Origin of the sequence: Arthrobacter sp. LjRoot78, assembly GCF_964254335.1 — a bacterium.
Taxonomy (GTDB): domain Bacteria; phylum Actinomycetota; class Actinomycetes; order Actinomycetales; family Micrococcaceae; genus Arthrobacter.
Map to the genome: position 1 here is coordinate 2,992,257 of NZ_CAXUTG020000001.1, position 25,948 is coordinate 3,018,204.

General features: G+C 65.0%; 20 protein-coding genes and 2 tRNA genes. 8 read left to right on the forward strand and 14 right to left on the reverse strand.

Going from position 1 to position 25,948, the window contains the following annotated elements:
* Nucleotides 1–3: 3 nt before the first annotated feature.
* Both ACSQ1X_RS13895 and ACSQ1X_RS13900 read right to left on the reverse strand, forming a co-directional pair.
* Complete coding sequence (locus ACSQ1X_RS13895) at nt 4–669, reverse strand: hypothetical protein (protein WP_436058078.1); 666 nt, start codon at nt 667–669, stop codon at nt 4–6.
* Between the two features lie 135 nt (nt 670–804).
* The gene (locus ACSQ1X_RS13900) at nt 805–1,713 is read right to left on the reverse strand and encodes a diacylglycerol/lipid kinase family protein (protein ID WP_055796538.1); all 909 of its coding nucleotides are present in this window, start codon (nt 1,711–1,713) and stop codon (nt 805–807) included.
* A 124-nt stretch (nt 1,714–1,837) separates the two neighbouring features.
* Here ACSQ1X_RS13900 and ACSQ1X_RS13905 point away from each other — a divergent pair, with 124 nt between their 5' ends.
* The 4 genes from ACSQ1X_RS13905 (at nt 1,838) to ACSQ1X_RS13920 (ending at nt 5,082) form a co-directional block, all read left to right on the forward strand.
* On the forward strand, nt 1,838–2,782 hold the full coding sequence (locus tag ACSQ1X_RS13905; RefSeq protein WP_436058079.1) for a J domain-containing protein: 945 nt from the start codon (nt 1,838–1,840) through the stop codon (nt 2,780–2,782).
* Between the two features lie 95 nt (nt 2,783–2,877).
* The gene (locus ACSQ1X_RS13910; protein WP_436058080.1) at nt 2,878–3,345 is read left to right on the forward strand and encodes a tRNA (cytidine(34)-2'-O)-methyltransferase; all 468 of its coding nucleotides are present in this window, start codon (nt 2,878–2,880) and stop codon (nt 3,343–3,345) included.
* Between the two features lie 269 nt (nt 3,346–3,614).
* Complete coding sequence (locus ACSQ1X_RS13915) at nt 3,615–4,220, forward strand: sigma-70 family RNA polymerase sigma factor (RefSeq protein ID WP_436058081.1); 606 nt, start codon at nt 3,615–3,617, stop codon at nt 4,218–4,220.
* A gap of 1 nt (nt 4,221) precedes the next feature.
* Nucleotides 4,222–5,082, forward strand: coding sequence for an anti-sigma factor (locus ACSQ1X_RS13920; RefSeq protein WP_055796548.1), 861 nt, complete (start codon nt 4,222–4,224; stop codon nt 5,080–5,082).
* Nucleotides 5,083–5,276: 194 nt separating this feature from the next.
* Here ACSQ1X_RS13920 and ACSQ1X_RS13925 read toward each other — a convergent pair whose 3' ends face one another.
* The 6 genes from ACSQ1X_RS13925 to ACSQ1X_RS13950 form a co-directional block, all read right to left on the reverse strand.
* Nucleotides 5,277–6,671, reverse strand: coding sequence for a GntT/GntP/DsdX family permease (locus tag ACSQ1X_RS13925; RefSeq protein ID WP_055796551.1), 1,395 nt, complete (start codon nt 6,669–6,671; stop codon nt 5,277–5,279).
* A 47-nt stretch (nt 6,672–6,718) separates the two neighbouring features.
* Nucleotides 6,719–7,252 carry a gluconokinase gene (locus ACSQ1X_RS13930; protein ID WP_055796554.1) on the reverse strand — a complete coding sequence of 178 codons (534 nt, stop codon included), beginning with the start codon at nt 7,250–7,252 and terminating at the stop codon, nt 6,719–6,721.
* Between the two features lie 73 nt (nt 7,253–7,325).
* Complete coding sequence (locus ACSQ1X_RS13935; RefSeq protein WP_436058082.1) at nt 7,326–8,102, reverse strand: PIG-L deacetylase family protein; 777 nt, start codon at nt 8,100–8,102, stop codon at nt 7,326–7,328.
* 4 nt (nt 8,103–8,106) lie between these two features.
* Entirely contained in the window at nt 8,107–9,060 is a 954-nt protein-coding gene (locus ACSQ1X_RS13940; protein ID WP_436058083.1) for an electron transfer flavoprotein subunit alpha/FixB family protein, read from the reverse strand.
* 13 nt (nt 9,061–9,073) lie between these two features.
* Nucleotides 9,074–9,874 carry an electron transfer flavoprotein subunit beta/FixA family protein gene (locus ACSQ1X_RS13945; protein WP_055796563.1) on the reverse strand — a complete coding sequence of 267 codons (801 nt, stop codon included), beginning with the start codon at nt 9,872–9,874 and terminating at the stop codon, nt 9,074–9,076.
* Between the two features lie 303 nt (nt 9,875–10,177).
* Nucleotides 10,178–11,884 carry a trypsin-like peptidase domain-containing protein gene (locus ACSQ1X_RS13950; RefSeq protein WP_436058084.1) on the reverse strand — a complete coding sequence of 569 codons (1,707 nt, stop codon included), beginning with the start codon at nt 11,882–11,884 and terminating at the stop codon, nt 10,178–10,180.
* Between the two features lie 298 nt (nt 11,885–12,182).
* Here ACSQ1X_RS13950 and ACSQ1X_RS13955 point away from each other — a divergent pair, with 298 nt between their 5' ends.
* Nucleotides 12,183–14,225, forward strand: coding sequence for a TPM domain-containing protein (locus ACSQ1X_RS13955; RefSeq protein ID WP_436058085.1), 2,043 nt, complete (start codon nt 12,183–12,185; stop codon nt 14,223–14,225).
* Between the two features lie 110 nt (nt 14,226–14,335).
* On the forward strand, nt 14,336–15,127 hold the full coding sequence (locus ACSQ1X_RS13960) for a PspA/IM30 family protein (protein ID WP_055797264.1): 792 nt from the start codon (nt 14,336–14,338) through the stop codon (nt 15,125–15,127).
* 74 nt (nt 15,128–15,201) lie between these two features.
* Here the strand turns inward: ACSQ1X_RS13960 and ACSQ1X_RS13965 are convergent, their stop codons facing one another.
* The gene (locus ACSQ1X_RS13965; protein ID WP_436058086.1) at nt 15,202–16,467 is read right to left on the reverse strand and encodes a hypothetical protein; all 1,266 of its coding nucleotides are present in this window, start codon (nt 16,465–16,467) and stop codon (nt 15,202–15,204) included.
* A 208-nt stretch (nt 16,468–16,675) separates the two neighbouring features.
* Here ACSQ1X_RS13965 and ACSQ1X_RS13970 point away from each other — a divergent pair, with 208 nt between their 5' ends.
* Complete coding sequence (locus ACSQ1X_RS13970) at nt 16,676–18,100, forward strand: cryptochrome/photolyase family protein (RefSeq protein ID WP_436058087.1); 1,425 nt, start codon at nt 16,676–16,678, stop codon at nt 18,098–18,100.
* A 49-nt stretch (nt 18,101–18,149) separates the two neighbouring features.
* Here ACSQ1X_RS13970 and ACSQ1X_RS13975 read toward each other — a convergent pair whose 3' ends face one another.
* The 5 genes from ACSQ1X_RS13975 to ACSQ1X_RS13995 all read right to left on the reverse strand — a co-directional run bounded on the left by ACSQ1X_RS13975 (nt 18,150) and on the right by ACSQ1X_RS13995 (nt 24,266).
* Nucleotides 18,150–19,088, reverse strand: coding sequence for a cytochrome b/b6 domain-containing protein (locus tag ACSQ1X_RS13975; protein WP_436058088.1), 939 nt, complete (start codon nt 19,086–19,088; stop codon nt 18,150–18,152).
* Nucleotides 19,089–19,431: 343 nt separating this feature from the next.
* Nucleotides 19,432–19,508: transfer RNA gene (locus ACSQ1X_RS13980), tRNA-Met, on the reverse strand.
* Between the two features lie 123 nt (nt 19,509–19,631).
* Nucleotides 19,632–19,705: transfer RNA gene (locus ACSQ1X_RS13985), tRNA-Met, on the reverse strand.
* A 243-nt stretch (nt 19,706–19,948) separates the two neighbouring features.
* A complete protein-coding gene (locus ACSQ1X_RS13990) occupies nt 19,949–22,954 on the reverse strand; it encodes a UPF0182 family membrane protein (RefSeq protein WP_436058089.1) in 3,006 nt (1,001 codons plus the stop codon).
* A gap of 148 nt (nt 22,955–23,102) precedes the next feature.
* Nucleotides 23,103–24,266 carry a YlbL family protein gene (locus ACSQ1X_RS13995; protein WP_436058090.1) on the reverse strand — a complete coding sequence of 388 codons (1,164 nt, stop codon included), beginning with the start codon at nt 24,264–24,266 and terminating at the stop codon, nt 23,103–23,105.
* Nucleotides 24,267–24,485: 219 nt separating this feature from the next.
* On the opposite strand from ACSQ1X_RS13995, the gene ACSQ1X_RS14000 reads away from it, so the two are divergent.
* Nucleotides 24,486–25,928, forward strand: coding sequence for a zinc-dependent metalloprotease (locus ACSQ1X_RS14000; protein WP_436058091.1), 1,443 nt, complete (start codon nt 24,486–24,488; stop codon nt 25,926–25,928).
* The last annotated feature ends 20 nt before the right edge of the window (nt 25,929–25,948 follow it).

Genomic DNA, 25,948 nt, shown 5'->3' on the forward strand with positions numbered 1-25,948 from the left:
GGCTCAGTCCGTTGGCGGAACGACAACCAGGCGTTCCGCCACGTCAGCCCGGGCCACTGCGAGCGCAGCGGAGTCCGGGCACACGAGTGAAATGTAAACAGACGACCCCGCTTTGCCAAAAAGCCTGGCCAGCACCGCTGCCGACCTTCCGCCTGGCGCCGATACGCCGTCGTAAGCCAGCACCTCAACCATCGGCCCGGGTTTGCCCGGTTCGCCGCCCCAGCGCAGGGTGTCGGTCTTCAGGTAGCCGGGGACCACGGTGGGATCCAGATACCGAAACAGTTCAGCGGTGGAGGCCTTGTCATCTCCGGTAACGGCCAGTGAGCCCTGATTCACGCGGACCCTGGCCGACACAACGCATCCGTCGGCTTTGACGTAGCGGTTCTCCCCGGCCACGTTCTCCTTGACCGGCTTCCAGCCCGGCGCCTCACGGAGCCCGTCCGAAAGGCCGACGGCGACTCCTGGGGCAAGGGAGTCCCCGGCAGTAAACGGAAGGTCCTTCGCGGCCACGGCCGCCGCATCGTGGCCCGGCGTAATGGTGGGCGTTGCCAGCGATGGCGTGGTCTGGACAGCGCTCGGGGCTGCAGGATCCGGGACGCCCACACTGCAGCCGCCCGCGCCGGCCAGCACCACTGCCAGGGTCAGCGTCCGCGCCAACTGCCGGATCACCCCGGTCAGAGTGTACGAACGGTTCGCAGCGTGTCCCCTGCCCATCGATTGCACACGGCCCCCACATACGCTCTGCCGGCGGCGCTGTTCCGGCCGGTCCTCCGCAAGAGTTTAGACGCTCCGGCCGGTATGCCGTCACGGCACGGCCAGCACCCTGATGGCCCCGGGCACCACCTCGATGGTCAGCGGCAACGGGCCGACCCGCTCGCCGTCGGCGTACGCAACAACGTTCGCGGCGGAGAGCTCAACACGGCGCACTTGCCTGATGTGCACTGCCCGGTGCCCGGTATGGCGGCCGGAAAAGACTTTCGGGAAGACTGCCAGGAAGCGCACCCTGGACAGCGGCTTCACGATGAACAGGTCCAGGAACCCGTCGTCGAGCACGGCGTCGGGGGTCACCTTCATGCCGCCCCCGATGGACTGGCCGTTCGCCACCGAAATGAGCATGGCCCCCTGCCGCCAGGTTTCGCCGTCGGCTGTCACGGTGTAGTCCACGGCTTTGAACGTGGCCAGTTCACGGAGCATGGCCAGGTTGTACCTGCTCCTGCCGCGGGGCCAGCGCCACGCGTTGGCGCGTTCGTTCACGGCGGCGTCGAAGCCGGCGGAAACCACTCCGGCGAACCATCTGGTTGCGCCATTCCCTGTGACGCGCCCTGCATCAATAAGGCGCCCGCCACCGTCGAGTGCAGCCAGGATCCGTTCACAGGCGGCCGTTGCATCGTTCAACGGGAGGCTCAGGGCCCGCGCCATGTCGTTGCCCGTACCGCTGGGAACGATACCCAGCGGCACCGTTCCGTAGGGCACGGCAAGTCCGGCGAGGGCGTTGATCCCCAGATGGACCATTCCGTCGCCGCCCACAACTACCAGGGCGTCGCAGCCCGAGTCCAGGGCCTCAACCACGGCAGCCGCGAGCCGGTCATAGCTGGCCTTTCTCAGCACGATCACATGTGCCCCGGCAGCGCGGAAGAAGGCCACTACGGCCTCTCCCGTGTGCCGGGTACCGCCGAACGAAGCACGCGGGTTGATGGCCACTGCGATGATCATGCGCTGAATTATGCCAGTGGCCGGGAACCAGAGCCGCCGGCGCGGACGTTGAGGCTGTACACGGTTAAACTGGGCGGACCGGACTGCCTGAGTGGACTGGAACCGACAAGATAAGGATCAGTGCTTGACCCAGGGCAGCAGCTCCCATTACCAGGTCCTTCGCCTTCCCGTGACGGCGACGGACAAAGAGATCAAGGTGGCCTACCGCAAGGCTGCCAGGCGGGCACATCCCGACCACGGCGGCGACGCCGCCGTTTTCCGGCAGGTGACCCTTGCCTACGAGACGCTGATTGATCCGAAGCGGCGGGCCGCCTACGACCGCTCGTACGCACATGGAACTGGCGCGACTCCGACGGAAGGCGCCCATTTCGACGCGCCCGCTGCCGGGAGCCGGGCGTCGGCAACCGTCCACCGGCCCAACAGTCCGCGCAACACGGCAGGCGACGCTCCGGTCTACGTCCCTCCGTTCGAGGACCAGGAGTCCGGCAGCGTTCCGCTGATCCCCGCGGAGCTTGCCGCCCGGCAGGTCCACGGCATGCCGCGGAAGCGGGGCATTTTCGGTGCGGAAGCCCGTATCCAGCGGGAAATGCGGACCGTTCAGCTGATCAGCAGGCAGATCCTCCCGGCCATTCCCGCCGCACGGCTGATCAACGGGCTGCAGTCACCGGCGGACAACAGCCACATCGACCACGCACTGCTGTCCGGCTACCGGCTCGCGCTGATCGGATCCATGCTGTTGCCCAAGGGTGCGTACGCCTGGAACGGCAGCACCCTGACGCACGGCGGCCGGGCCATTGCTCCGCCGCAGCTGGCGCACATCGTCCGGCGTATGCAGGACATCTTCCCGGAGCTGAACGTGACGGGATGGACCGTCATCCACAGTCCGGACGGCAACCTCCATGAGCCGGTGATCGACCACCACCGGCGATCACCCCGCGGGCATGAAACGGTACAGGTGGTCAACGGGGCCGGACTGGTCCGGGGACTCAAGGAGTTCCTGAGCTCCGGGCCCGCTCCGAATACCGTCAACGTCCCCGCCCTCGCCAGGCTGCTCCGCGGGATGCACTGACGGCTGGCTTGCACGGGCTGGCCTGCATGGAACGGACATCCGGGGGACGGGCGGCACGGACAGCGGACGGGGCGGGCGGTCGCTAGGATGGGACGGTGTTTCGCATCCTCTTCCACTCCCCCGAAATTCCCGGCAACACCGGCAATGCCATCCGGCTGGCTGCCATCACCGGTGCCGAGCTGCACCTGGTGGAGCCGCTGGGCTTTGACTTTTCCGACGCCAAACTACGCCGTGCCGGCCTGGACTATCACGACCTCGCCGTCGTGACGGTGCATAAAGACCTCGGCGCTGCCTGGAAAGCTTTGCAGCCCGAGCGCGTCTACGCGTTCACGTCCGATGGCGAAACCTCCTACACGGACATCAGCTACCTGCCCGGCGATGTGCTCCTCTTTGGCCAGGAATCCGTGGGACTGCCGGAGGATGTCAAGCACGACCCGCACGTAACGTCGCGGGTGCGGCTGCCGATGCTTCCCTCGCTTCGGTCCCTGAACCTCGCGAACGCGGCGTCCATTGCGGTTTTTGAAGCCTGGCGCCAGAACGGCTTCGCCGGCGCCAAGCTCTAGCCCGGCTCGCCCCGACCACGGCCCCGGGCACTGCCGCTGCCCCGACCGGCCGGCCGGCAATTAGTGGCACTCCTCCGCCCATCCTTCCGCGCCTGCACTCCGAATAACCTGTGAAGGCCAACCCGGGCCCCTACAGGATCGAGGAGCGGCAGGTGACTACAGTGCAGGTCCGCAGGTCCCCGGCCCGGAACAGTCGCACCGCCCACGGCGACGTTCCGAGCGCTCCCGGTGCCAAGCGTTCGCCCGAAATCGACTTATGCTTGGGGGTAATGGAAACTCCCAACGCCCCAAACCCCGAAGCCACCGCTTCCCCGGGCACTCCCGTCGAAGTGAACCGGCGGCTCGGTGAGCTGCTGGCACTCATCGCCAACGGTGACCAAGGGGCGTTCGCGGAATTCTATGAACTGACTTCCCGGCGCGTCTTCGGCATGGCACGCCGCGTGCTGATCGATCCCGAGCTCAGCGAGGACACCACTCAGGAAGTCTTCCTGCAGGTCTGGCAGAACGCGGCGAAATTCAATCCTGAGGCGGGCAGTCCGCTGGCATGGCTGATGACGATCTCGCACCGGCGTGCCGTGGACAAGGTCCGCTCCTCCCAGTCGTCCACTGACAGGGAAGCCAAATACGGCGCGAGCAGCCAGGACATTGACCATGACTCCGTTTCCGATGAGGTCGGCAGCAGGCTGGAAGCAGAAGCCGTTGTCAGGTGCCTGGATACCCTCACCGAGACGCAGCAGCAATCCGTCCGGCTGGCCTACTACGGCGGACTAACGTACCGCGAAGTCGCGGAGAAACTGAACGCCGCCGTACCCACCATCAAGTCCCGCATCCGCGATGGGCTGATCCGCTTGAAGACCTGTCTGGGGGTGAGTTGAGATGACCGACGTGAACCAACCGAACAGCAGCCGTCCGCCCGGGATGTTTGCCCACGATATCGCCACGGACCTGGCTTCCGGCCGTGCCGTGGAACTCGCCGAAGTGTATGCCCTGGACGCTGTGACCCCCGCCGAACGGGCCGCCATTGAGGAATACATCTCGGCCGCGCCGGGGCCGGAACGGGACGCCTTCGACGAACGCGTCCGGCAGGCACGCGAAACGCTGGCCTTCACCTTCACTGCGGAGGAGGAACCGCCCGCGGGGCTGTTCGACCGCATTGTGGCCCAGCTTCCGGCGCAGCCCGGCATCGTTCCGGTTTCCACCCCCATAGTCCACGGGCATGCGCAGGAACCGGGCCAGGCGCCTGGCACTGACGAACTCGGCGCCGCCCGTCAGCGCCGTGAAGAACGACGCCGGGCGCCCGGGCTCCGTAACTGGTTTATCGGGGTGGCCGCTGCCGCTGTCATCGCGCTGGGCGGCGTCGGAGTGGGAGCCTATGTGGCAAACCAGAACGATCCGCTGAACCAGGTGCTCCAGGCCCAGGATGTCCGGCAGGCAACCGTCGACGTCAGTGGCGGAGGAACGGCCACGGTTTCCATCTCGTCTTCCAAGGACGCAGTGGTGGTCAAGATGAACGGGGTGCCGGCTCCTCCGTCCGGCAAGGTGTACCAGATGTGGCTGATCCCCAAGGACGGCTCCGCTCCGGTTTCGCAGGGGCTCATGGACGCAGAGGCGTTGTCCAAGCCGGCCGTGGTGAAGGGCATCCATTCCGCGGCCGCGCTGGGCATCACCGTTGAACCGGTGGGCGGCTCGGCTTCGCCCACGTTGCCGACAGTCGCAGCGGCCCCTCTCGGCGCGTAGCCTGCTGCCGCCGCCGTCGTCATCACCGGCCTGCCGGTGCCCGCCTTCCGGCGAGCACCGGCAGGCCGCGGCACTTTAACCACCAAGCCCTAACGACAAAAGCCGCGCAGGCCTTGATCCCTTCCTTTTCGAAGGGATCAAGGCCTGCGCGGCGGCGCGGCTCGCCTGAGCCGCGGTTCCGATGAATCGCGCCGCTAAATTATCAGCGACAGCAGCATCACGAAGCCGAAGCCGACAACGGAGATCAGCGTCTCCATGACGGACCACGTCTTGAAGGTCTGCCCGACGGTCAGACCGAAGAGCTCCTTTACCAGCCAGAAGCCTGCGTCGTTGACGTGGGAGAGGAAGAGCGAGCCCGCGCCGATGGCCAGGGCCAGCAGTGCGGCATGGGTCGGGGTCAGTGAACTGGCCAGCGGAGCCACGATGCCGGCTGCCGTCACCGTCGCTACTGTGGCGGAGCCGGTGGCCAGCCGCAGTGCGACGGCCACGATGAAGCCCAGCACCAGGACCGACATGTTGGTGCCTTCGGCCCACTTCTTGACGGCGTCGCCGACGCCCGCCCCGATCAGGGTCTGCTTGAAGCCGCCGCCGGCACCCACGATCAGCAGAATTGCCGCGATGGGGCCGAGGCTGGCGCCGACCTTGGACGTGATGCGGCTGCCGGTGAATCCCACGGCGTAACCGAAAGTGATGATCGCCAGCAGCACGGCCAGTGTCATGGCAACCAGGGGCTGGCCAACGAAGTCAAAGAAGATCCGGACCGGCGGTGCAGTCTTGGGATCGGGCCAGACGATGTCCACCACGGCTTTGAGTAGCATCAGCACCACCGGGAAGATGATGGTCAGCAGGGTGACAAGGAACGTGGGCTGGCGTTTGACGCCTTCCATGTCCGCGCCATGCTGGGTGTCGATGCCGCCGGCCACGGCGGGCGCACCCACCGGAACCCATTTCGCGGCGAGGCGTGAGAACAGCGGTCCGCAGATAATGACCGTGGGGATGGCAACGAGGATTCCCAGGGCCAGAGTGGTGCCGAGCTCTGCTTTGACGGCGCTGATCGCGATCAGGGGTCCGGGGTGCGGCGGCACCAGTCCGTGCAGCACTGAGAGCCCGGCCAGGGCGGGAATGGCGATGCGCATGAGCGGCATCTTGGAACGCTGCGTGACCAGGACGATCACGGGGAGCAGCAGCACAAGTCCGATTTCGAAGAACATCGGCAGGCCGATGATGACTGCCACCAGGGTGACGGACCAGACCACCTTGTTGCCGCTGGCCTTGTCCAGCAGCGTGTCCACCACGCGGTTGGCGCCGCCGGAGTCGGCCAGAAGCTTGCCGAGCATCGCGCCGAGGGCGATCAGCAGGCCGACTTCCTTCAGGACGCCGCCCACTCCGTCTTCGAAGTTGGAGATGACCTTGGCAAGTTCAACGCCCGAGGCAAGGCCCACGAAGGCGGAGCCGAGGACAAGCGCAAGGAAGGGGTGCAGCTTGAGTTTGGCGATCAGCACCACAATGAGTGCGATGCCGATTGCGGCGACCACCAGAAGCTGCGTGTCATGGCCGGTCCAGCCCTCGACGGCAGCAGGCAGCTGCATTGCTATTTGAGAATTCAAAGTATGGTTCCTAAGTGCGTAACGCTGGTCTATGGGGTCGCGGCGTCTGCCGCGTCCAGGTTGAGCCGCTCGATGATTTCCTGGGCTTCTTCCGACGGTGTGGCCGATACGCACAGGGAAATGTGGTTTTCGTCCGCCGTCGGCTCTTCCAGCGCATCAAACTGCGATTCGAGCAGCGCGGGAGGCATGAAGTGCCCGTGCCGCGATGCCAGGCGGTCGGAGATCTTTTCCTTGCTTCCCTGCAGGAAGACGAACACCACGCCCTCACCGCGCAGGGCGTCCCGGTAGCGCTTTTTTAGCGCGGAACAGGTGACGACGCCGGGGGTTCCGTCCTGCGTGTGCGCCCGGATCCATTCGGCGATGGATTCCAGCCACGGCCATCTGTCCTCATCGGTCAGCGGCTCACCGGCCTGCATTTTTGCGACGTTCGACGCCGGGTGCAGGTCGTCGCCTTCCGCCAGGTCCCATCCGAGCTTGCCGGCCAAGAGGCCGGCCACAGTTGATTTACCGGATCCTGAGACACCCATGATCACCAGTACCGGCTGCTGCGCAGTCTTCGCCATCAAAGTCTGCCTTCCTGAATAAATATGATTTAAACAGAGGCCAGCATATGACACGGGTTACACCCGGACAACCCTAGAACCCGGCGATGGTCCCGGAACCGTTGATTGTGACGACATGAAACGCCTCGGCACTGCGCCCGTCGGCCAAACCGGCCCGCGAGCCGGTACCCAGCATGAGGGCGCGGACTGTGCGGTCCATGGCATCCAGGTCCGGGTGCTGGCTGGCATGAACATGGATCGCCGCCAGCTTCTCCTCGACGTGTGCCGTGACGTCCACAAAATGGTTCTCCCGCTCCTCGGGTCCGGCAATCAGCCAGAGCCACGGCAGCTTGTAGGCTTCAAGGCCCGCCTCGGCCAGGTCCGGGTACGCGAAGGGGTTTTCCAGGGCCGGATAGACGGCGCGCGTTACGGCCTCGCCCACGGCGAGGTGGTCCGGATGGCTCTTCTGGATGCGGTTCCAGTTGCGTTCGGGATGCATGGAAAGCACGACGTCGGGCCGGATCTCCCGGATCAGCTTCACCACTCCCCTCATCACCTCGTGCGTCGGTTCCAGGTAGCCGTCCCGCTCGTGGAGATAGTGGATGTCGGTCACCCCGACCAGCGCAGCGGCCCGGCGTTGTTCCTCCGCCCGCATGGCCACGATCTGGTCGCGCTGCGCCGGGTCGAAACCGCCGGCGTCGCCGTCGGTCATGATGCAGTAACTGACCTCAACTCCTGCCGCGGTCCAGGCAGCGATCGTCCCGGCTGCGCCGAAGTCGATATCGTCCGGGTGGGCGGTAAAACAAAGGACCCGCTCAACCCGGTGGTGGTCCGGGTTGAACGGGCTCTTAGCCGTAGCATTGATGCTCAACTCATCAGCCTTTGCGCTTCTTGATCTCTTCGGTTGCCTGCGGAAGAACCTGGAAGAGGTCTCCGATGATGCCGAAATCGGCGATCTCGAAGACCGGTGATTCGGCATCCTTGTTGACGGCAACAATGACCTTGGCGGTCTGCATGCCGGCTTTCTGCTGGATGGCGCCGGAGATGCCGGCGGAAATGTAGAGCTGCGGGGAAACCGTCTTGCCGGTCTGGCCCACCTGCGCATCGTGGCCGATCCAGCCGGCATCTGTTGCGGCGCGGGACGCACCAACGGCGGCACCGAGGGCGTCGGCCAGTTCCTCAACCGGACCGAAATCGCCGTCGACGCCGCGTCCGCCTGCCACCACAATCCGGGCCTCGGTGAGGTCCGGACGGCCACTGGCCGGCTTGTCCGTGCGGCCGGTAATCCGGGCAGCGCCGGCCGAGGCGGACTCCGGCACGTCGACCGTGAGTACCTCCGGGCTTGCTGCTGCGCCTGCGGGTTCCGGCGTTACGCTGTTCGGCTTTACTGTCAGCACGGAGACTGCCGTAGTGGCCTTGGCCGTGGTCGTGTAGGAGCCCGCCAGCACCGACTTGTGCGCCGTGCCGTCCGGGTCCACTGCCACGACGTCGGTGATGACGCCGGCGCCAAGCTTGATGCCCAGCCGGGCTGCGATCTCCTTCCCGTCAAACGAGTTCTCCAGGAGCACTGTTGTGGCACCCGAGGCCGCAACGGCCCCGGCCAGGAATGCAGCCTTGGGGCCCACCAGGTAAGCGTCAAGGTCGTCGGACGAGGGCCGGAAGATGGCGGCGGCGCCGTGCGAACCGAAGGCGCCGGCGACGTCGTCGTTCAGTGGTCCGTTGACGGCGACTGCCGTTTCACCGAGCGTACGGGCGATCGTCAACAGTTCAAGGCTGCTCTTCTTGAGCGCCTGGCCGGGGTTGTCAATGAATACAAGTACTTTTGCCATGTCTGGAATCCTCTTAGAGCAGCTTCTGGGCGGCCAGGAACTCGACCAGCTTGATGCCGGCGTCGCCTTCGTCGGTGATGATGGTGCCGGCGGTGCGCGGCGGGCGGGCGGCTGCCGTCTGCACAGCGGTCCACGAACCGGCCTTGCCCACCTGTGCAGGGTCGACGCCGATCTCAGCGAGCGAGAGCGTGGTGATGGTCTTGCGCTTTGCAGCGATGATTCCCTTGAAGTTAGGGAAGCGCGGCTCGTTGATCTGGTCGGTAACCGACACGACGGCGGGCAGCGGTGCCTCGATGGTGTCATAGTGCGTGTCGCTGTCGCGCCGGGCGATGACGCGGCCGCCGTCCACTTCCAGTTCGGAGGCGAACGTGACCTGCGGGAGCCCGAGCCGCTCGGCCAGCTGCGCAGGAACGAGGGAGGTCTCGCCGTCGGTGGACGCCATGCCGGTCAGGACCAGGTCCACGGGGCTGTCTGCTCCAAGGTGGCGGACGGCTGCAGCCAGTGCCAGTGACGTCGCGGCTGCATCGGATCCGGCCAGCGCGTCGTCGCGGAGGTGGACGCCTTCGGTGGCGCCGATCTGGAGGGACTTCTTGATGGCATTGACGGCGCCGGCGGGACCCATGCTCAAAGCGATGACCTGGTTGCCGGCCTTTGCTCCGCCGCGGGCTTCTGTCAGCTGCAGCGCGGCTTCCAGGGCGTATTCGTCCAGCTCGGACAGGATGCTATCGGCGCGGTCCGTGGTGTTGTCCTCGGCGCTGAGGTGACGGTCCAATTGCGCGTCTGGTACATGCTTGACCAGAACGATGATCTTCAATGTCTCTTCCACTTTCTGTACAGCAGCCTTCCATGCTTGTGGATAGCCAGCCGGGTGAGGTTATGGCCGCGGATCTCCCCCGGGGTGCGGGTAGAACCAAGCTAACCATATAGCGGGGCGCCCGCGCCGTCCCGTTAAGGCCTGTGTCAGGCCGGCGCAGGACCGCGGCAGGCGGGCGCAGGACCGCGGCAGGCGGGCGCGGGACCGCGACGGCCGAGCAGCGGAGGCGGGGGCACCATGCAGGTGCCCCCGCCTCCGCTGTCGGGTGAATACGTGCCGCGCTGCCGGACGCGACGCCGGCAGTTACTGCTCCGCTGCCGCTCCGAGTGTCACGTCCACCTGCTGTTGCTGGCCGCCGCGCTGGAACGTGACCTTCACGGTCGCGCCCGCCGGCTGCTCCCGAACCGCTGCGGTCAACTGGTTGGGATCGCTGATGACGAGGTCGTTGAATTTCGTCACGACGTCGCCCACTTTCAGGCCGGCCTTGGCGGCGGCGGAGCCTGACTCCACGGTGGCCACTTCCGCACCCACCGAGAAGGACGAGCTTGAGGACGTGGAGGACTTCGACTTCACACTGACGCCGAACTGGCCGTGCGTGGCTTTGCCGTTGTCAATGATCTCCTGGGCAACACGCTTGGCGTTATTGATCGGAACACTGAAGCCCACGCCGATGTTGCCGCTGGTGCTCGAGCTGGAATCGCCGCCCGCCGAGGCAATGGCCACGTTCACACCGATGACCTCACCCTTGCTGTTGACCAGGGCGCCGCCGGAGTTGCCGGGGTTAATGGCGGCGTCGGTCTGGATCACGTTAAGGGAGATGGATCCCTGGTTCGCGGAGTTCTGGCTTTGGCCGCCGTCCGGCGGGGCAAACTGGAAGCCGCCTTCGCCGTCGCTTTGGGAATCATCCGCGCCTTCCTTGGGCGCTGCCGATGAGGCCACGCTGATGGTCCGGTTCAGCGTGGAGACGATACCGTCGGTGACCGTTCCCGTCAGGCCCAGGGGCGAGCCGATGGCAATGGCGGTGTCACCAACGTTCAGCTTGCTGGAGTCACCAAGGGTTGCCGGCGTCAGCCCCGAGGCGTTGTCCACCTTGATCACTGCAAGGTCGCTGAGGGGGTCCGTGCCAACGATTTTCGCGGTGAGCACCCTGCCGTCACTCGTCCGGACTTCGATGGTGGCGCTGGCCGTCTTGCCGTCAAGGGTCACAACGTGGGTATTGGTCAGGATATGACCGTCGTCGTCGAGGATGATTCCCGAACCGGTGCCGCCGTCGCTGCCGCTCGTCGCTTTTATGGTCACCACGCTCGGGGAAGCCTTCAGCGAAGCGGCGGTAATGACGTTCACGTCATCTTTGTTGTTGACGATCACGGTGCTGGGCTGGCCGCCGGCGCTGCTGACGGCTGACGTGGAGCCGTTGCTGAGGAAAGCATCGCTGGCCGCCACCACTCCGCCGCCCACCAGGCCGGCGGCAAGAATGCTGGCCACCAGGGTTCCCACGCCAAAGGCCGCTTTCCGCTTCGGGGTGCTTGCAGGATCGGAGGCGTACATGCTGCCCGGGTGCTGGTGGCTGGCCTGGTAGGGGCCGCTGCCCTGCGGGGCGCCGGCACCGGAGTAGTTGCTGTGTCCCTGGTGGGCGTCATGCGGGGCGGAAGGGCCCGCCTGTTGGCCGTAGAAAGGCTGGTGCTGCGGATAGACGGGCTGCGGTGCACCGTCCCCGCCTGAATGTGGCTGACCGTCACGGAAGTGCGCATTTCGATCGTCGGACTGTGCCCGGTCGAGCCGGATAGTCGGGTTGTCCTGGGCGCTCGGGTTGCGCTGCGCATCAGGGTTTCCTTGGACTGAGTCTCCGGCTGGCCGCGCCGGTGCCTGCGGCTGCAGCGCGGACTGCTGCCGGGGCTCTGCATCCAGCGGTTGCGTGTCCGCGTGAGCAGGCTGCGCCGGCCAGCCCTCCCCGGGCTTTTCCGGACCCCTGTTCTCAGGCGATCCACCCTGTGCTGGGTTCTCAGTCATTAGACTTCCTTTCATCCTTGTCTGCCTTTAACTATGGACCCTCAGACTGGAGCTAAGGCGGACGTTGGCTGGGAGGTTGCTGAACGCCGTCGGAGTCCATTTTTTGCAGGTCCGGCAGGTGCTTTCAGCGCTTTTCGCTGGTGGCATATTCCCCGTTGTGGACGGGCAATTTGGTGCACCATAGAATCAAATGGAATTGCCACAGCGACCTGCGGCTTTACACATGCGTGGGGGCGCTGCTGCATTCTGTGACGACTGGCTCGGCCGAATCAGTCGCAGAAGTGCTGAAGGGTTGCACATGCGGTCTAATTTCAAACGTCTCCTCGCCGTGATCGGCCTTGCCGGGTTGCTGGCGGTTCCCGCCACCTCAGCCTGGGCCGAAGACCCGGTGACCATTCCGTCCGGCTCGAACATCGTGGACAACGCCAATGTTCTCGGAGGACGTAAGGCCGAAGTTCAGGAAGCAATCCAGAAGCTCCTGAAAGACCACAAGTACAACCTCTACGTGGTGACTGTGGACTCTTTCACAAACCCGGCCGATCCCGCGGCGTGGGCACAGAAAGTGGCAACGAACAAGAGCATGGGCAGGGCCGATGCCATTCTGGCGATAGCGGAAGAGGGTAAATTCAGCTTTGTACTGAACTCGGCAAGCCCCATTAAGTCCAAGCAGTCCAACATCAGCCAGAATGCCGTGACGGCGAACCTGGCCGGCGGCAAGAAGGACTATGCCCAGGCAGCCATCGACACCGCTGCGGCCATCGGAGACGCGGCAGGCGGCGGCAGCGGCACCGTTTCTTCAGGCGATGGCGCCGGAGCGGCCGTACTGGTCGGCACGGGTGTCGTCGTGGCGGGTGGCGCGGGCGCCTACCTCTACTTCAGGAACCGTCGGAAGAAGACCGCAGCGTCCAGCGCCAGTTACGGCCCGCAGGGTGCGGAGCTTGACCCGCTGGCCTCGCTGAGCGTGGACGACTTGCGCAAAAAGAGCGGTTCGCTGCTTATTGAGGCCGATAACGCCATTAACTCGAGCGAGCAGGAACTGGGCTTCGCCCAGGCACAGTATGGCGATGCCGCCGTCGGGAATTTCACCAAGGCGCTGCAGGAAGCCAAGGGCCACATGTCCGAGTCGTTCAAACTGCAGCAGCAGCTTGACGACCACATCCCGGACACCGAAGAGCAGCAGCGGAGCTGGCTCGGCGAAATTATCCGCCGTTCCGAGGCTGCCCTGGCATCCCTCCAGGAACAAAAGGCAGACTTCGATTCGCTCCGTGAACTTGAGAAGAACGCCCCCCAGGCCCTGGCCGCGGTGAATGCCGGGGCCCAGGAAGCCGACGCCCGGATCGCCACGGCTGAACAAACCCTGACAACCCTGCGGGCCAAATACGCTGACAGCGCCCTTGTCCAGGTCTCGGACAACATCGGCCAGGCCAAGGAGCGGCTGGCTTTCGTGCAGAACGCCACGTCCACGGCCCAGGACAAGCTGGCCTCCGGAGAAGGCAGCCTGGCTGCAGTGGCCGTCCGTGCTGCGGAAGAGAGCCTGCACCAGACAAAAGTGTTGATCGATGCCATCACGAAGGTCTCCGGTAGCTTGGACGAGGCCCGTAACAGCCTCGAGGCCGCTGTGGTTGACACGTCACAGGACCTCGCGCAGGCCAAGGCGATGATCCAGTCCGGAGCCCATCCGGAACTTGCCGGGCCGGTGGCCGGAGTGGAAGCAGCCCTGGCGCAGGTCAAGGCGGAAATCCAGGGCGGCAAGATCGATCCGATTGCCACGTTGGAGCGGGTGGAAACGGCCCATCAGTCGCTGGACCAGTCCCTGACGGGCATCCGGGACCAGCAGGAACAGGCTCGCCGCGCACAGGCTTCGTTGCAGCAGACCATCATGTCGGCGCAGGCGCAGATCAGCGCCACCTCGGACTACATCACGGCGCGCCGCGGCGGAGTCGGGACCGAAGCGCGTACCCGCCTGGCCGAAGCCCAGCGGAACCTGGATTATGCCTTGTCCATCTCCCGCAATGATCCGGTCACGGCGCTGACGTACGCTCAGCAGGCCCACGCCCTGGCAGCCCAGGCCGCACAGCTCGCCCAGGGCGATGTGGACAGCTTCGGCTACGCAAACCAGGGCTACGGCCGCGGCGGCATGTTCGGTGGCGGAGGCGGTGGCGGACTCGGCGGTGCCATCCTCGGCGGCATCCTCATCAATTCCATCCTCAACGGAGGCAGCGGCGGCGGCTGGGGCGGCGGTCACAGCGACGGCGGCGGCTGGGGCGGCGGCGATTTCGGCGGCGGAGGCGGGGACTTTGGCGGCGGCGATTTCGGCGGCGGAGACTCCGGCAGCTTCTAGCCGATCCACAGACTAGGCGGCGGCCTTTTCCCTGGCCGCCGGATAGAAGCGGTACATCAACTGTTCACTGAATTCAGTGGCGACCACTGAGCAGGATGAAAGGCAACACCATGGTTAAGCAGTCCATTTTCGGCCGTATGGCGCAGCTGGCAAAGGCGAACATCAACTCCTTGCTGGACCAGGCCGAAGATCCGCAGAAGATGCTGGACCAGATGGTCCGGGATTACACGAACAACATTGCCGAAGCTGAATCTGCTGTGGCGCAGACCATCGGCAATCTGCGGATGCTCCAGGACGACTACAACGAGGACGTCAAGAACGCCCAGGACTGGGGCAACAAGGCCCTGGCAGCGTCCCGCAAGGCCGACGAGTACCGGAGCAGCGGCGACGCAGTGGACGCCCAGAAGTTCGACAACCTTGCCAAGGTGGCCATCCAGCGCCAGATGGCGGCCGAGAACGAGGCAAAGGCTGCCGAGCCCAGCATCGCCTCGCAGACCGAGGTTGTGGACAAGCTCAAGACCGGTCTTGACCAGATGAAGGGCAAGCTCAACGAGCTGACCAGCAAGCGCAATGAGCTGGTGGCCCGGTCCAAGACCGCCGCTGCACAGTCCCAGGTCCACGACGCGCTCAAGAGCATCGACTTCATGGATCCCACCAGCGAGGTAGGCCGCTTCGAAGAGAAGATCCGCCGCGAAGAGGCCAAGGTCCGCGGGCAGCAGGAACTCGCCGCTTCCAGCCTCGATGCACAGTTCAACCAGCTCGAAGACCTTGGCGAGCAGACCGAGATCGAAGCACGGCTCGCGGCTCTGAAGTCCGGCGGCGCGAAGCCTGCCATTGGTTCGTCGGCCAACGCTTCGGCTGCAGACTCCACGGTTGAAGAGGCTGATTTCGACAAGCTCTAGTAGCTGATCCGGTTCCGGACCGGACGCAAGAAAGGCCGGGTTCCCTGATGGGACCCCGGCCTTTCCGTTGTCAGCTACGGCGTGGGCGTCTGGCTCAAGTTCACCGCCGGTTCGCCTCCCGACGTCAGCCCCGCCCCCGCCGTACAGCTCCCGGAACGGACCTCGCCGCCGTTGTAGACCTTGCGCAGGCAGTTGCGCAGGGCCAGCTGGCCCCAGTAGTTGGGGTGCAGTGATTCCTGGATGTAGTAGTCGCTGAAGGCAGTGCTCGCCGTCCGGATCTCGTTGATCCACTCACTGTTGTCCGCGGCGCCGGCGCTCCGCCAGTCAGCCAGAGCGGTGTTGTTCAGCTTCTTCGTCGTATCGGCGCACAGTTCATGGCCGCTGAAGAGCGCGGACACATTGAGCGTGTGAACGCCGGCCACTCCGGAAGCAGCGATGCCGGCTGAAATGGTGGCGTTGATGGCTGGCACGGCGGCCCCCGCAGCCCAATCCAAGTCCGCATTCCAGAAGCCGCAGCCGTAGGTGCTTTGCCGGCTGAAACCGGCTTCGGAATAGGCGATGTCGGAACTCCGCGGCAGTGGCGAGACGTAGTTCTGTACCACCAGGCTGTACTCACCGGGCGCGTAGCCTGCACTGCCCATGGCCTTGGCAACGTTGGCAAGCGAGGTGCCGATCCGGCCTGCCACCGCCGCCCTGTTGGCGCCCGAGAAGTTGGTGGCTACCGTGGTGGAGTCCTTGCAGTAACTCGGTGCCCACCACGGGCTGGTCATGAACTTGGAGACACACGTGGCGATGATGCCGGCAAAACCCAGGTCGTTGCCACCGATCGAAACCACTACCATCCTGACCCGGTGGGATGATGCGAAGCGTTGAAGTTCCAGGGCCTGTCCGCTGTTCCCGGCAGCGTCGGTGTAGAAGTCGAGCCCCGGTTTGAATTCCCCTGAAGAGTTCCAGGACGTGGCCGTTTTGGCGCCGGAACAGGCCAGGTTGAGTGCCTGCGCCTGCCCGATCCTGATTTCCGCTGACGAGGAGCGGTGGCAGCCCCCCGTGCGCTCGGACTGGCCGGCATCCAGGTAGGCGGCGTCACCCAGGGCGTCTGCCTGGGCAGGATCGCTGGAGTTGCCCGCCCAGCGGCCCGCCTCCCCCGAAACATAGGAATCCCCGACGCTCACCACCCACGCATCGCCGCCAGCCGGCGCGGCGTGGGCGGTAGGGGCGATCAATGCCGAAACTGAGATTGCGGCGGCGAGACCCGCCAGGAGAGCCCGGGTGGCGGGCCGCTGGCAGTGTGCCGCTCTGACCGCTCCCGCCTCTTTGGCCGCTGCAAGGAATAGCTTCATTGGACATCCTTTTTCCTGCGCGCGGCATCATTGCGGCGAACAGGTGGCCGGCACCCGGCAGCCTCCAGCCGTATGCCGTTGTCAACAGGAAAAGCCCGATCCGAACGGAACCGTCCCTGCGGAGAATGAACGCAACGGACGGCAGGAGCGAGTCTACGGCCAAGTTACCGGCCAGTAAATAGCGTGGTGCGCCGTGTACCGTGGAAGCATGCCTTCCACCATTGTCTGGCTTCGTGATGACCTTCGCCTGGATGACAATCCGGCGCTGGCCGACGCGGCAGCCCTGGGCCACCCCGTGACTGTCGTGTACATCCTGGATGAAGAATCGCCGGGGGTGCGCGCCCTCGGCGGTGCAGCCAAGTGGTGGCTGCACCATTCACTGGCGTCCCTGGCTGCCGGACTGGAGGCCGCCGGCTCCCGGCTGGTCCTTCGGCGCGGGAGCGCAGCGGGAATCATCCAGGAACTGACGGCAGGCACCGGAGCCTCACACCTGAGGTGGAACCGCAGGTACGGCGGACCCGAACGCAGCATCGATGCCGGCATTAAGGCCTGGGCCGGGGACGAAGGCCTTGATGCCGCGAGCTTCCAGGCCAGCCTCATGTTCGAGCCGTGGACCATCCGTACCGGATCCGGCGGGCCCTACAAGGTTTTCACGCCCTTCTGGCGCGCCTGCCTCGAAAGCGGTGAGCCGCGGATGCCGTCCGGCGCCCCCGGCAAACTGCCCCAACCGGCGCGGAACGACGACGGGGCGCTCCCCCACAGCGACGATCTGGACGGCTGGGGGCTGCTCCCCCGGACACCGGACTGGAGCGCGGGACTCGCGGAGGCGTGGACGCCCGGTGAAGCGGGCGCGCACAGCCGCCTGCACGACTTCCTTGATGGCCCTGTCGAGGAGTACGGAACCGGCCGGGACCGGCCGGGAGTCGAAGGCACCAGCCGCCTTTCCCCCCACCTTCGATTTGGTGAAATCAGTCCCTTCCGCGTCTGGCACGCGCTCCGTGAGCGCTTCCCGCACCAGGCCACCGCCGACGTCGGGATCTTCCGGTCCGAACTGGGCTGGCGCGAGTTTTGCTGGCAGCTGCTGTATGAGAACCCGGAGCTGGCGACACGGAACTACCGACCCGACTTCGACCGCTTCGAGTGGCAAACGCCGTCGGACGCTGAACTGGAAGCCTGGCAGCAAGGCCGGACGGGCTATCCGTTGGTGGATGCCGGAATGCGGCAGCTGTGGCAGACCGGCTGGATGCACAACCGCGTCCGGATGGCCGCCGCGTCGTTCCTGGTGAAGAACCTGCTCGCCGACTGGAGGCTGGGCGAAGCATGGTTCTGGGACACCCTGGTGGACGCCGATTCAGCCAGCAATCCGGTCAACTGGCAATGGGTGGCCGGATCAGGAGCGGATGCTTCCCCGTATTTCCGGATCTTCAACCCCGTGACGCAAAGCAAGAAGTTCGACGCAGCGGCCCGATACCTGCGGGAGTTCATTCCGGAAATCGCCGGGATGGATGACAAAACGATCCACGAACCCTGGAAGTCTCCGGAACAGGCTGCCGGGTATCCGGAGCCCGTGGTGGGCCTGCCGGAGTCACGCGAGCGTGCTCTGGAGACCTACCAGAGGCTCAAGGACAGCTGAGCCGGGGCCGCCTTCAGCGACCCCGGCTTGCGGCCGGCCAGCAGGGCCGTCAGCGACTGCTGACCTTGCCCATCAGGGATGCAATGGGACTCAGGAAGAGCGGCCGGGCCAGGAACCACGCAGCGACCATGACGGCGACAGACGCGGCAAAGATGCCGAAGCCGACCCAGCTGACGTCGTCGCTGCCGCCGTACATGTGGTTAAGGTTCCGGAGCGCGCCGGTGGCGAGCACCAGGAACACGTGGACAACGATGAAGGCGACAAAGTAGATCATCACCGGGAAGTGCACGGCACGGGCGGCCTCGATCGGGAAGGCCTTGTTCAGCGCCTTGGCGTTCTTGGGCCAGGCCGAGGACATCCTGAGGCCTGTGATGAACGCCAGGGGCGCCGCGACGAAGACCGTGAGGAAGTACGTGAGCAGCTGGAGGGCGTTGTAGTTGACCCAGCCGTTCTCCGTGGGCCAGTTCAGGGATGCGTACTGCAGAGCCGCTGAGAGGGCGTTGGGGAAGACATCCCAGCTGGTGGGCACGATCCGCACCCACTGGCCGGTGGCGAAAATCAGGACGGCGAACACGATGCCGTTGAGGATCCACAGCGCGTCCAGGACGAGGTGGAACCACAGGGCGAGGCTGATCTTCGTCGGGGCATTTCTGGTGCGGATCATGCCCTTGTTGTTCCGTGTCCAGTAGGCAGCGGGACGAGTCTGCGTCCGCACCTGCCAGCCGGAGCGGATGATGAGCAGCAGGAAGAAGCCGTTGAGGAAGTGTTGCCACGCCAGCCAGGCCGGGAAGCCCGCGGGAGTTCCCTCAGGGAGCTCTGAATGGCCCGGGTAGGCCGCCAGGAAGTCCTTGACGCCGGCAAGTCCGGTGATCCACTTCGCGAGAAGCACCACGAGAAGAAGGGCAACGAGCGCGGCCGGCACTGCCCAGTACAGCTTGGCCCATTTACCCTTTGCAGTTCCGGACTTCTTCTTGGTCGGTAGTGACATCGAACAGCATTCCTCTCGAGAATGATCGACTAGTGACGTAGACGGATCCGCCCCTGCCGGGTGCACCAGCGGGAGCGCCGGCCGGGTTAAGTTCGCCTTAATAGCTTGGATCATGAACAGCGGAAGAGCGAACCCGTACGGGCCGGCGGTCATCCCCCGCAACATACGATCCGTTCCCAGGCGGCGACGGCCTGCCAATGCGGTGATCGTCGTTGACCAGCCACTTGGCACCGCAGGACATAGCCCCCGCGAATGAGAATACTAGGAAATGCTAGTAGTTGGTGACCTGGAGACAAAGAAAAGAGGCCCTGACCGGCATTGCTGCCGGTCAGGGCCTCTTCCATGGTTGCGGGGACAGGATTTGAACCTGTGACCTCTGGGTTATGAGCCCAGCGAGCTACCGAACTGCTCCACCCCGCGTCGCAAGAACAACACTACCCTACTTTTGCGGCCGCTCCGACCACTCCCCGGCGCCGCTCCCCAAGAACGGGCCAAAGCAAAAGGCCCGGATTCCCTCTCGGGAATTCCGGGCCTTTCCTTCAGTTGCGGGGACAGGATTTGAACCTGTGACCTCTGGGTTATGAGCCCAGCGAGCTACCGAACTGCTCCACCCCGCGTCGCAAGAACAACACTACCGGCCGGTGAACTTCAGACCAAATTGAGGCGACGTGATCTGCGTCTCGGCACCGGACGGCGCCGCTCAGAAGCTGCCGTCCCGCCGCCCTGCCGGACCACTTCCAAGCCAGACCGCTGCCCAGCCGGACCCGGCCAATACGGCACAGGCCGGCTTCCCCGTCCTCGCGGAGGGGGAAGCCGGCCTGTACGGGCCTAGAGGCTATAGGGAGCCAGCAGGCGCCCGGTCAGTTGCTTGGAGAGGGCGACGGCGTCGCCGCAGCTGTGGGGGCAGCCGTGGGAGCCGGAGTGGGTGAAGCACTTGCTGCGCCGAGCTTCGCTTCGGCGTCGATCGCCTTCTGCAGTGCGGCGGACAACTTCTTCTGCTGCTCTCCGTAGGCGGCGAAATCACCCTTCGCGAGGGCCTCCTGGCCCGCCTTGATGGCAGCGTTTGCCTCGTCCAGCGCAGCCTTCAGCTCCGCCTTGGCGTCGGTACCGCCGGTGGCGGGCGGCGTTCCGCCTCCGGTGGCAGGAGGAGTCTGCCCGTTGTTGTCTGAATCACCAGCCGAGGCGCCGGAGTCCCCGCCGAACAACTGGTTCAACGCCTGGTCAAGCGTTGGGGCAAAGCCGATCTTGTCGCCGAACGCCACCAGCACACGCTGCAGCGTTGGATAGGACGTTTCGCCCGTGGACCGCAGGTACACAGGCTGCACGTACAGCAGGCCACCGCCCACGGGGAGAGTAAGGAGGTTGCCGTTGAGGACGTCAGACGCGCCCTGCCGGAGCAGATTCAAGGCCTGGGACACGGTGGGATCCGAGTTGAACTTGTTCTGGGCCTGGCCGGGGCCGGGAACCTGGGCTTCCGGCGGGATCTGCAGGAGCCTGAGCTGGCCGTAGCTTTCCGCTTTCACGCCCTTCTGGTTGCCGGCGTCGGAATCCGCGGCCAGGAAGCCATAAAGCACGTTGCGCGCGGTGCCGTTGACCACCTGGGGAATGAACGACGACGTGAGCTGGAAAGCGGGCTTGTCCTGGTCCGGCATCTGCAGCGACATGTAGAACGGCGGCTGCTTGACCTCCTCCTTGACAGTGGGATCGTTAGGCACGGACCACGCGTCGTTGTTCGTGTAGAAGTTGTCCGCCTGGGTGACGTGGTAGCGGCCCAGCAGTTCGCGCTGGACCTTGAACAGGTCCTCCGGGTAGCGGACGTGGCTCATAAGGGCCCCGGACATCTCCGAGAAGGGCTTCAAGGATGTCGGGAAGACGTTCTGCCAGGCCTTCAGCACCGGGTCCTGGTCGTCCCAGGCGTACAGCGTCACGGAGCCGTCGTAGGCGTCAACAGTCGCCTTGACGGAGTTGCGGATGTAGTTCACCGAACTGTTGGGCAGGGCGACGGTGCGGCCCGCCGTCGTCTGGGAATCGGCGGTGGCCGACGACAGCTGTTCCTGCTGCGAATAGGGGAAGTACTGGCTGGTGGTGTAGCCGTCCACTATCCACTTCACCCGGCCGTCCACAACAGCCGGGTACGCGTTGCCGTCCACCGTGAGGTACGGGGCGACCTTTTCGACGCGGTCCCGCGGGTTACGGTCGTAGAGGATCTGCGACTCGGCGTTCACGCCGTCGGACAGCAGGAGATCGGAGGACTGGAACTTGATGGCGTAAAGGACCTTGTTGAAGAAGCTGCCGACGTTCGGTCCGCCGTTGCCGGTGAAGGTGTACTGCGTTTCGCCGTCGCCTTCCTTGCCGGCGGGACGGTCCTGCTCGCGGTTCAGCGAGCCCTTCGGGGCTCCGACGATCGAGTATTCCGGTGAGTTCTCGCCGAAGTAGATCCGGGGCTGGTAGGTCGTGTCGTTGCCGAGGACACCATTGGACGGAATGCCGGCCTGAAGGAATTCGGGCTTGCCGTCCGCGGTGAACTTGTTGCCCTTGGCCGCGACCACGCCATAGCCGTGCGTGTAGACGACGTGCCGGTTCAGCCAGGACTGCTGGTTGGCGCTGAGGCCGTCCGGATTGAGTTCACGGACGGCAATCACGGTGTCCTGGACCTTGCCGTCGACTTCGTACCGGTCCACGTTGAGTGCGCTCGGGAACTGGTAGTAGGGCCGGTACTGCTCAAGCTGGGAGAACGCGTCCGAAATCAGGTTCGGATCCAGGAGCCGGATATTCGCAGTGGTTTGTGCATCCGGCGCTAGGGCACCGGTAGTGGCGGTGGTGGTGGCGTTGTACCGGTCCTCCTGGATTTTGTCCAGGCCGTAGGCTGCACGGGTCATGCTGATGTTCCGCTCGATGAACGGCTTCTCAAGGGTCTGTTCGGACGGGCGCACCTGGAACTGCTGGATGACCCACGGGTAGACACCGCCGGCAAGGATGGACGTAATGACCAGCATGGCCGTGCCGATGACGGGCAGGCGCCATTTGCCGATTATGGCAGCAACGATGAACAGGATGGCAACCAGCGCGGCGGCGACAGCCAGGATGGACTTGGTGGGGATGACGGCGTTGACATCCGTGTACAGGGCGCCGGACCAGCGTCCGTTGCTGTTCTGCACCGCGGAGTAGCGGTCCAGCCAGAAGTTCACTCCGAGGAGCAGCAGGAAGGCAGCGCCCGTCACGGCAAGGTGGATCTGGGCAGCCCGGCTGGTGAAGATGCCGCGTTCCATGATCCGGATGCTGCCGTAGAGATAGTGCGTCAGGATTCCCGCGATGCCGGCGACCACCACCACGCTGATGAGGAAGCCTGTGACGAAGCCGAGGAACGGCAGGGTCATCAGGTAGAAGCTGATGTCGAGGTTGAACTGCGGGTCGTTCTGCCCGAACGGTTCCTGGTTCAGGAAGAGCAGCACTTTCTGCCACTGGCTGGCGGCGGCGCTTCCGGCGAACAGGCCGAAGAGTATCGGCAGGCCGATCATGACTACCCGGCGGACCGGTTCCAGCTGCGCCTGGTAGCGGTTCAGGTTGTCCCTGATCTCCGAATCCGGGGCGTAGACGGGACGGGCGTGGTAGGCGATCCGGATGGCATAGAACATCGCAGCGAACATGAGCGCGAAGGCGACCAGGAAGATGATGATGCGTGCCAGGTTCTCCGTGAGGAAGACTTCGAAGAACCCAAGCTGCTGGTACCAGAGAACATCGGTCCAAACATTGGCGAAGAAGATGAAGCCGACCACAACCAGTGCTACGACGATCAACGTCGGCGTCAAGGCACCTCGCCTTGGCTGGGGTCTTCCGGGCGGAGTGGAGCTGGCGGGACGGGACAAACTCGGTACCTCATAGCTGGTCGTCAGTTACTGGTTTTGTCAAAACTCAGGGTGCGTGCTGCTCGGACCGCCGGCACACCCCGGACGTGAGGTGAACGACAGTCATTAGTGCCACGAGTGGCGGTGGTGCTTAGTTCCTGCAATTAGTCTAGTTGCTGGTGCACGAGGGAAGTCCGGATGTGTCGCCGCCTGAACCGATCACGGCGACTGCTTCCCTGGCCTCGGCCAGGTTCTCGACTTTGACCACCTGCAACCCGTCCGGAATGTGTCCCACCACCTCCCCGCAGTTGGCAGCCGGCGCAAGGAACACCTCCGCGCCGTCCTCCCTGGCCCCGTACATCTTCTGCCCGATCCCGCCGATGGATCCCACGACGCCGTCGGGCGTGATGGTGCCCGTCCCGGCGATATGTTTACCGCCGGTCAGGTCCCCCGGGGTGATGGTGTCGATGATGCCCAGGGCGAACATCATGCCCGCGCTGGGGCCGCCCACCTTCTCGAGGGAAATCTTGACGTCAAAAGGGAACTTGAATTCGTACTGCAGCAGCACGCCGAGGATGAATTTTCCGGCGGCGTTCTTCATGGGGGTGATGGTCTCCGTGACCTGCGCCGCATCACGCGTGACAACGACCGTGGCGGGCTTTCCCTTGCCGGCGGCGAGTTCCTCCTGCACGACGCTGAGCGACGTCACGGGTTTGCCGTTCACGCTGGCGAAGACATCGCCGGCCTGGAGCTTGCCGGCGGACGCCGACTGATCCGCGAGGTCTGCCACCCGCAGTTTCTGTTCGAAAGGAATATCGAGTTCCTTCAGTGCGGAAGCCGTGGCGTTCTCCTGGGAAGTGGTCATGGCCACTGCGCTCTCCTGCTGGGACTCCTCCTTCGTCACCCCGGTGGGGAAGATGAGCTCCTCCGGATAGACCGCCTTGGATTTGTCCAGCCAGGCTGAAAAAGCTTCGAAGACGCTGACCGGGCCGTTGGGGCCGCCGTCGACATAGACAGTGGTGAGGTCCAGGTTCCCCTTGGCCGGAAACGTTTCGCGGCCGGTCACGCTGATGACCGGCTTGCCGTTGTCGTTGGCCAGGGTGTTGAAGGTGGGTCCCGGTGATTCAACGACGTACGGTACAGGAAGGCTGGCGGCGGTGATGCCCAGCGCAAGAGCCATCAAACCGGAGGCCACCATCGCGGGGTAGCGGTTGTCGCTTGCTTTGGCACGGCGGGACGTCGGCCGGCGGGAAAGCCTGCCGCGGGTAGTCCCGCTGCCGTTTCCCGGTTCCGCAGGATCCCCTGGAACCTGGTCGCCCTGAGTGATTGTCAATGAAGGACCTCTCCGTACCTGCGCCCTCGGACGCGGCCCTGTGGCTGAACCGGATCGCACTGACGGCAGCCTGCAAATATTCCGATGACTAACACTACGCGTTGAGCGGGCGGCACCGCTCTTTGCCGACAGCGAACGGGGCCGGATTCGGCAGACAGCCGCCAAGGCCCCGGGGTACCGTGAAGGTGATCAACAGTCACACCGACGATCGGCGGGATCATGACCTCCAACCCACTCAATCCGTCCAACGGGGACGACGACACCCCTAAGGATCCGCTTGCGGAAATGCTACAAAACCTCATGGGTGGCAAGGGCATGGGTGACATAGACCCCGCTGAACTGGCCAAGGCCGCAGGGCTTCCGGACGATCCGAACCTGTTGGCCCAGATGTTTTCGCAGGTGCAGGCCATGATGAGCGCGCCCTCCGAAGGGCCCGTGAACTGGCAGCTCGCCCACGACAATGCGCGGCGGGTTGCCGCAAGCGGCTCCGACCCCTCTGTCACGGCCCAACAGTCCCGTGAAATCGATGAGGCACTGCGACTGGCCGAGTTGTGGCTTGACCAGGTCACTGAGCTTCCCGCCACCGGCCTGATCGGCCGGGCCTGGTCCCGCGCCGAGTGGGTCGAGGAGACGCTCGGCACTTGGAAGCGGCTCACTGAACCCGTGGCGAACAGCATTGCAAATGCGCTGTCCACAGCCATGACCGAGCAGATGCCCGAGGAAATGAAGTCCATGATGGGCGGGGCTTCCTCCATGCTGCAGAACATGGGCGGCGCCATCTTCGGCATGCAGCTCGGCCAGGCCATCGGTGCCCTGTCCGCGGAAGTGGTGAGTTCAACGGACATCGGGGTTCCGCTGGCCGACCTCGAAATGGCCCTCCTCCCGGCCAACGTGGCCAAGTTCGGCGAGGGCCTGAGCTTGCCCGAGAACGACATCCGGCTTTTCCTTGCGGTGCGGGAAGCGGCGCATGCCCGGCTCTTCGTCCAGGTGCCCTGGCTCCGCGGCCACCTCCTGGGAGCCATCGAGGCCTACGCCCGGGGCATCCACATTGACACGTCCAAGATCGAGGAACTGGCCCGGGAGATCGACCCCAGCAACCCCGAAGGCATCCAGGAGGCGCTGTCGCAGGGCGTATTTATGCCCCAGCGGACCCCCGCCCAGGAACAAGCACTGGAGAAACTCGAAACGGCGCTGGCCCTGGTCGAAGGCTGGGTGGACGAGCTGACCGCAGCGGCCACCGAGAAGTTCCTGCCCTCTGCCTCCGCTCTGCGCGAGACAGTGCGGCGCCGCCGTGCCACGGGCGGCCCGGCCGAGCACGCCTTCTCGTCCCTGGTGGGACTGGAACTGCGTCCCCGCCGCCTGCGCGAGGCCGCCGCGCTGTGGGCTTCCCTCAAGGAAGAACGTGGCACCGAGGGACGGGATGCCATTTGGCAGCACCCCGACCTCCTGCCCACCGGCGAGGACCTGGACGATCCCCAGGGGTTCAGTGCACGGCGCAAGCTCGCCGAAGCGAGCGACACCGAGGTGGACGACGCGCTGCAGAAACTGTTGAACGGCGGATTCGACGAACCGGCCGAGGACGAAAAGACCTCTGACGACAAGGACACCGGCGGCGGTCCCGGCTCCGGCACGGACGACGACGGCGGGACGCCGAAAGCCTGACCCGCCGGCTTTGAGGTCAG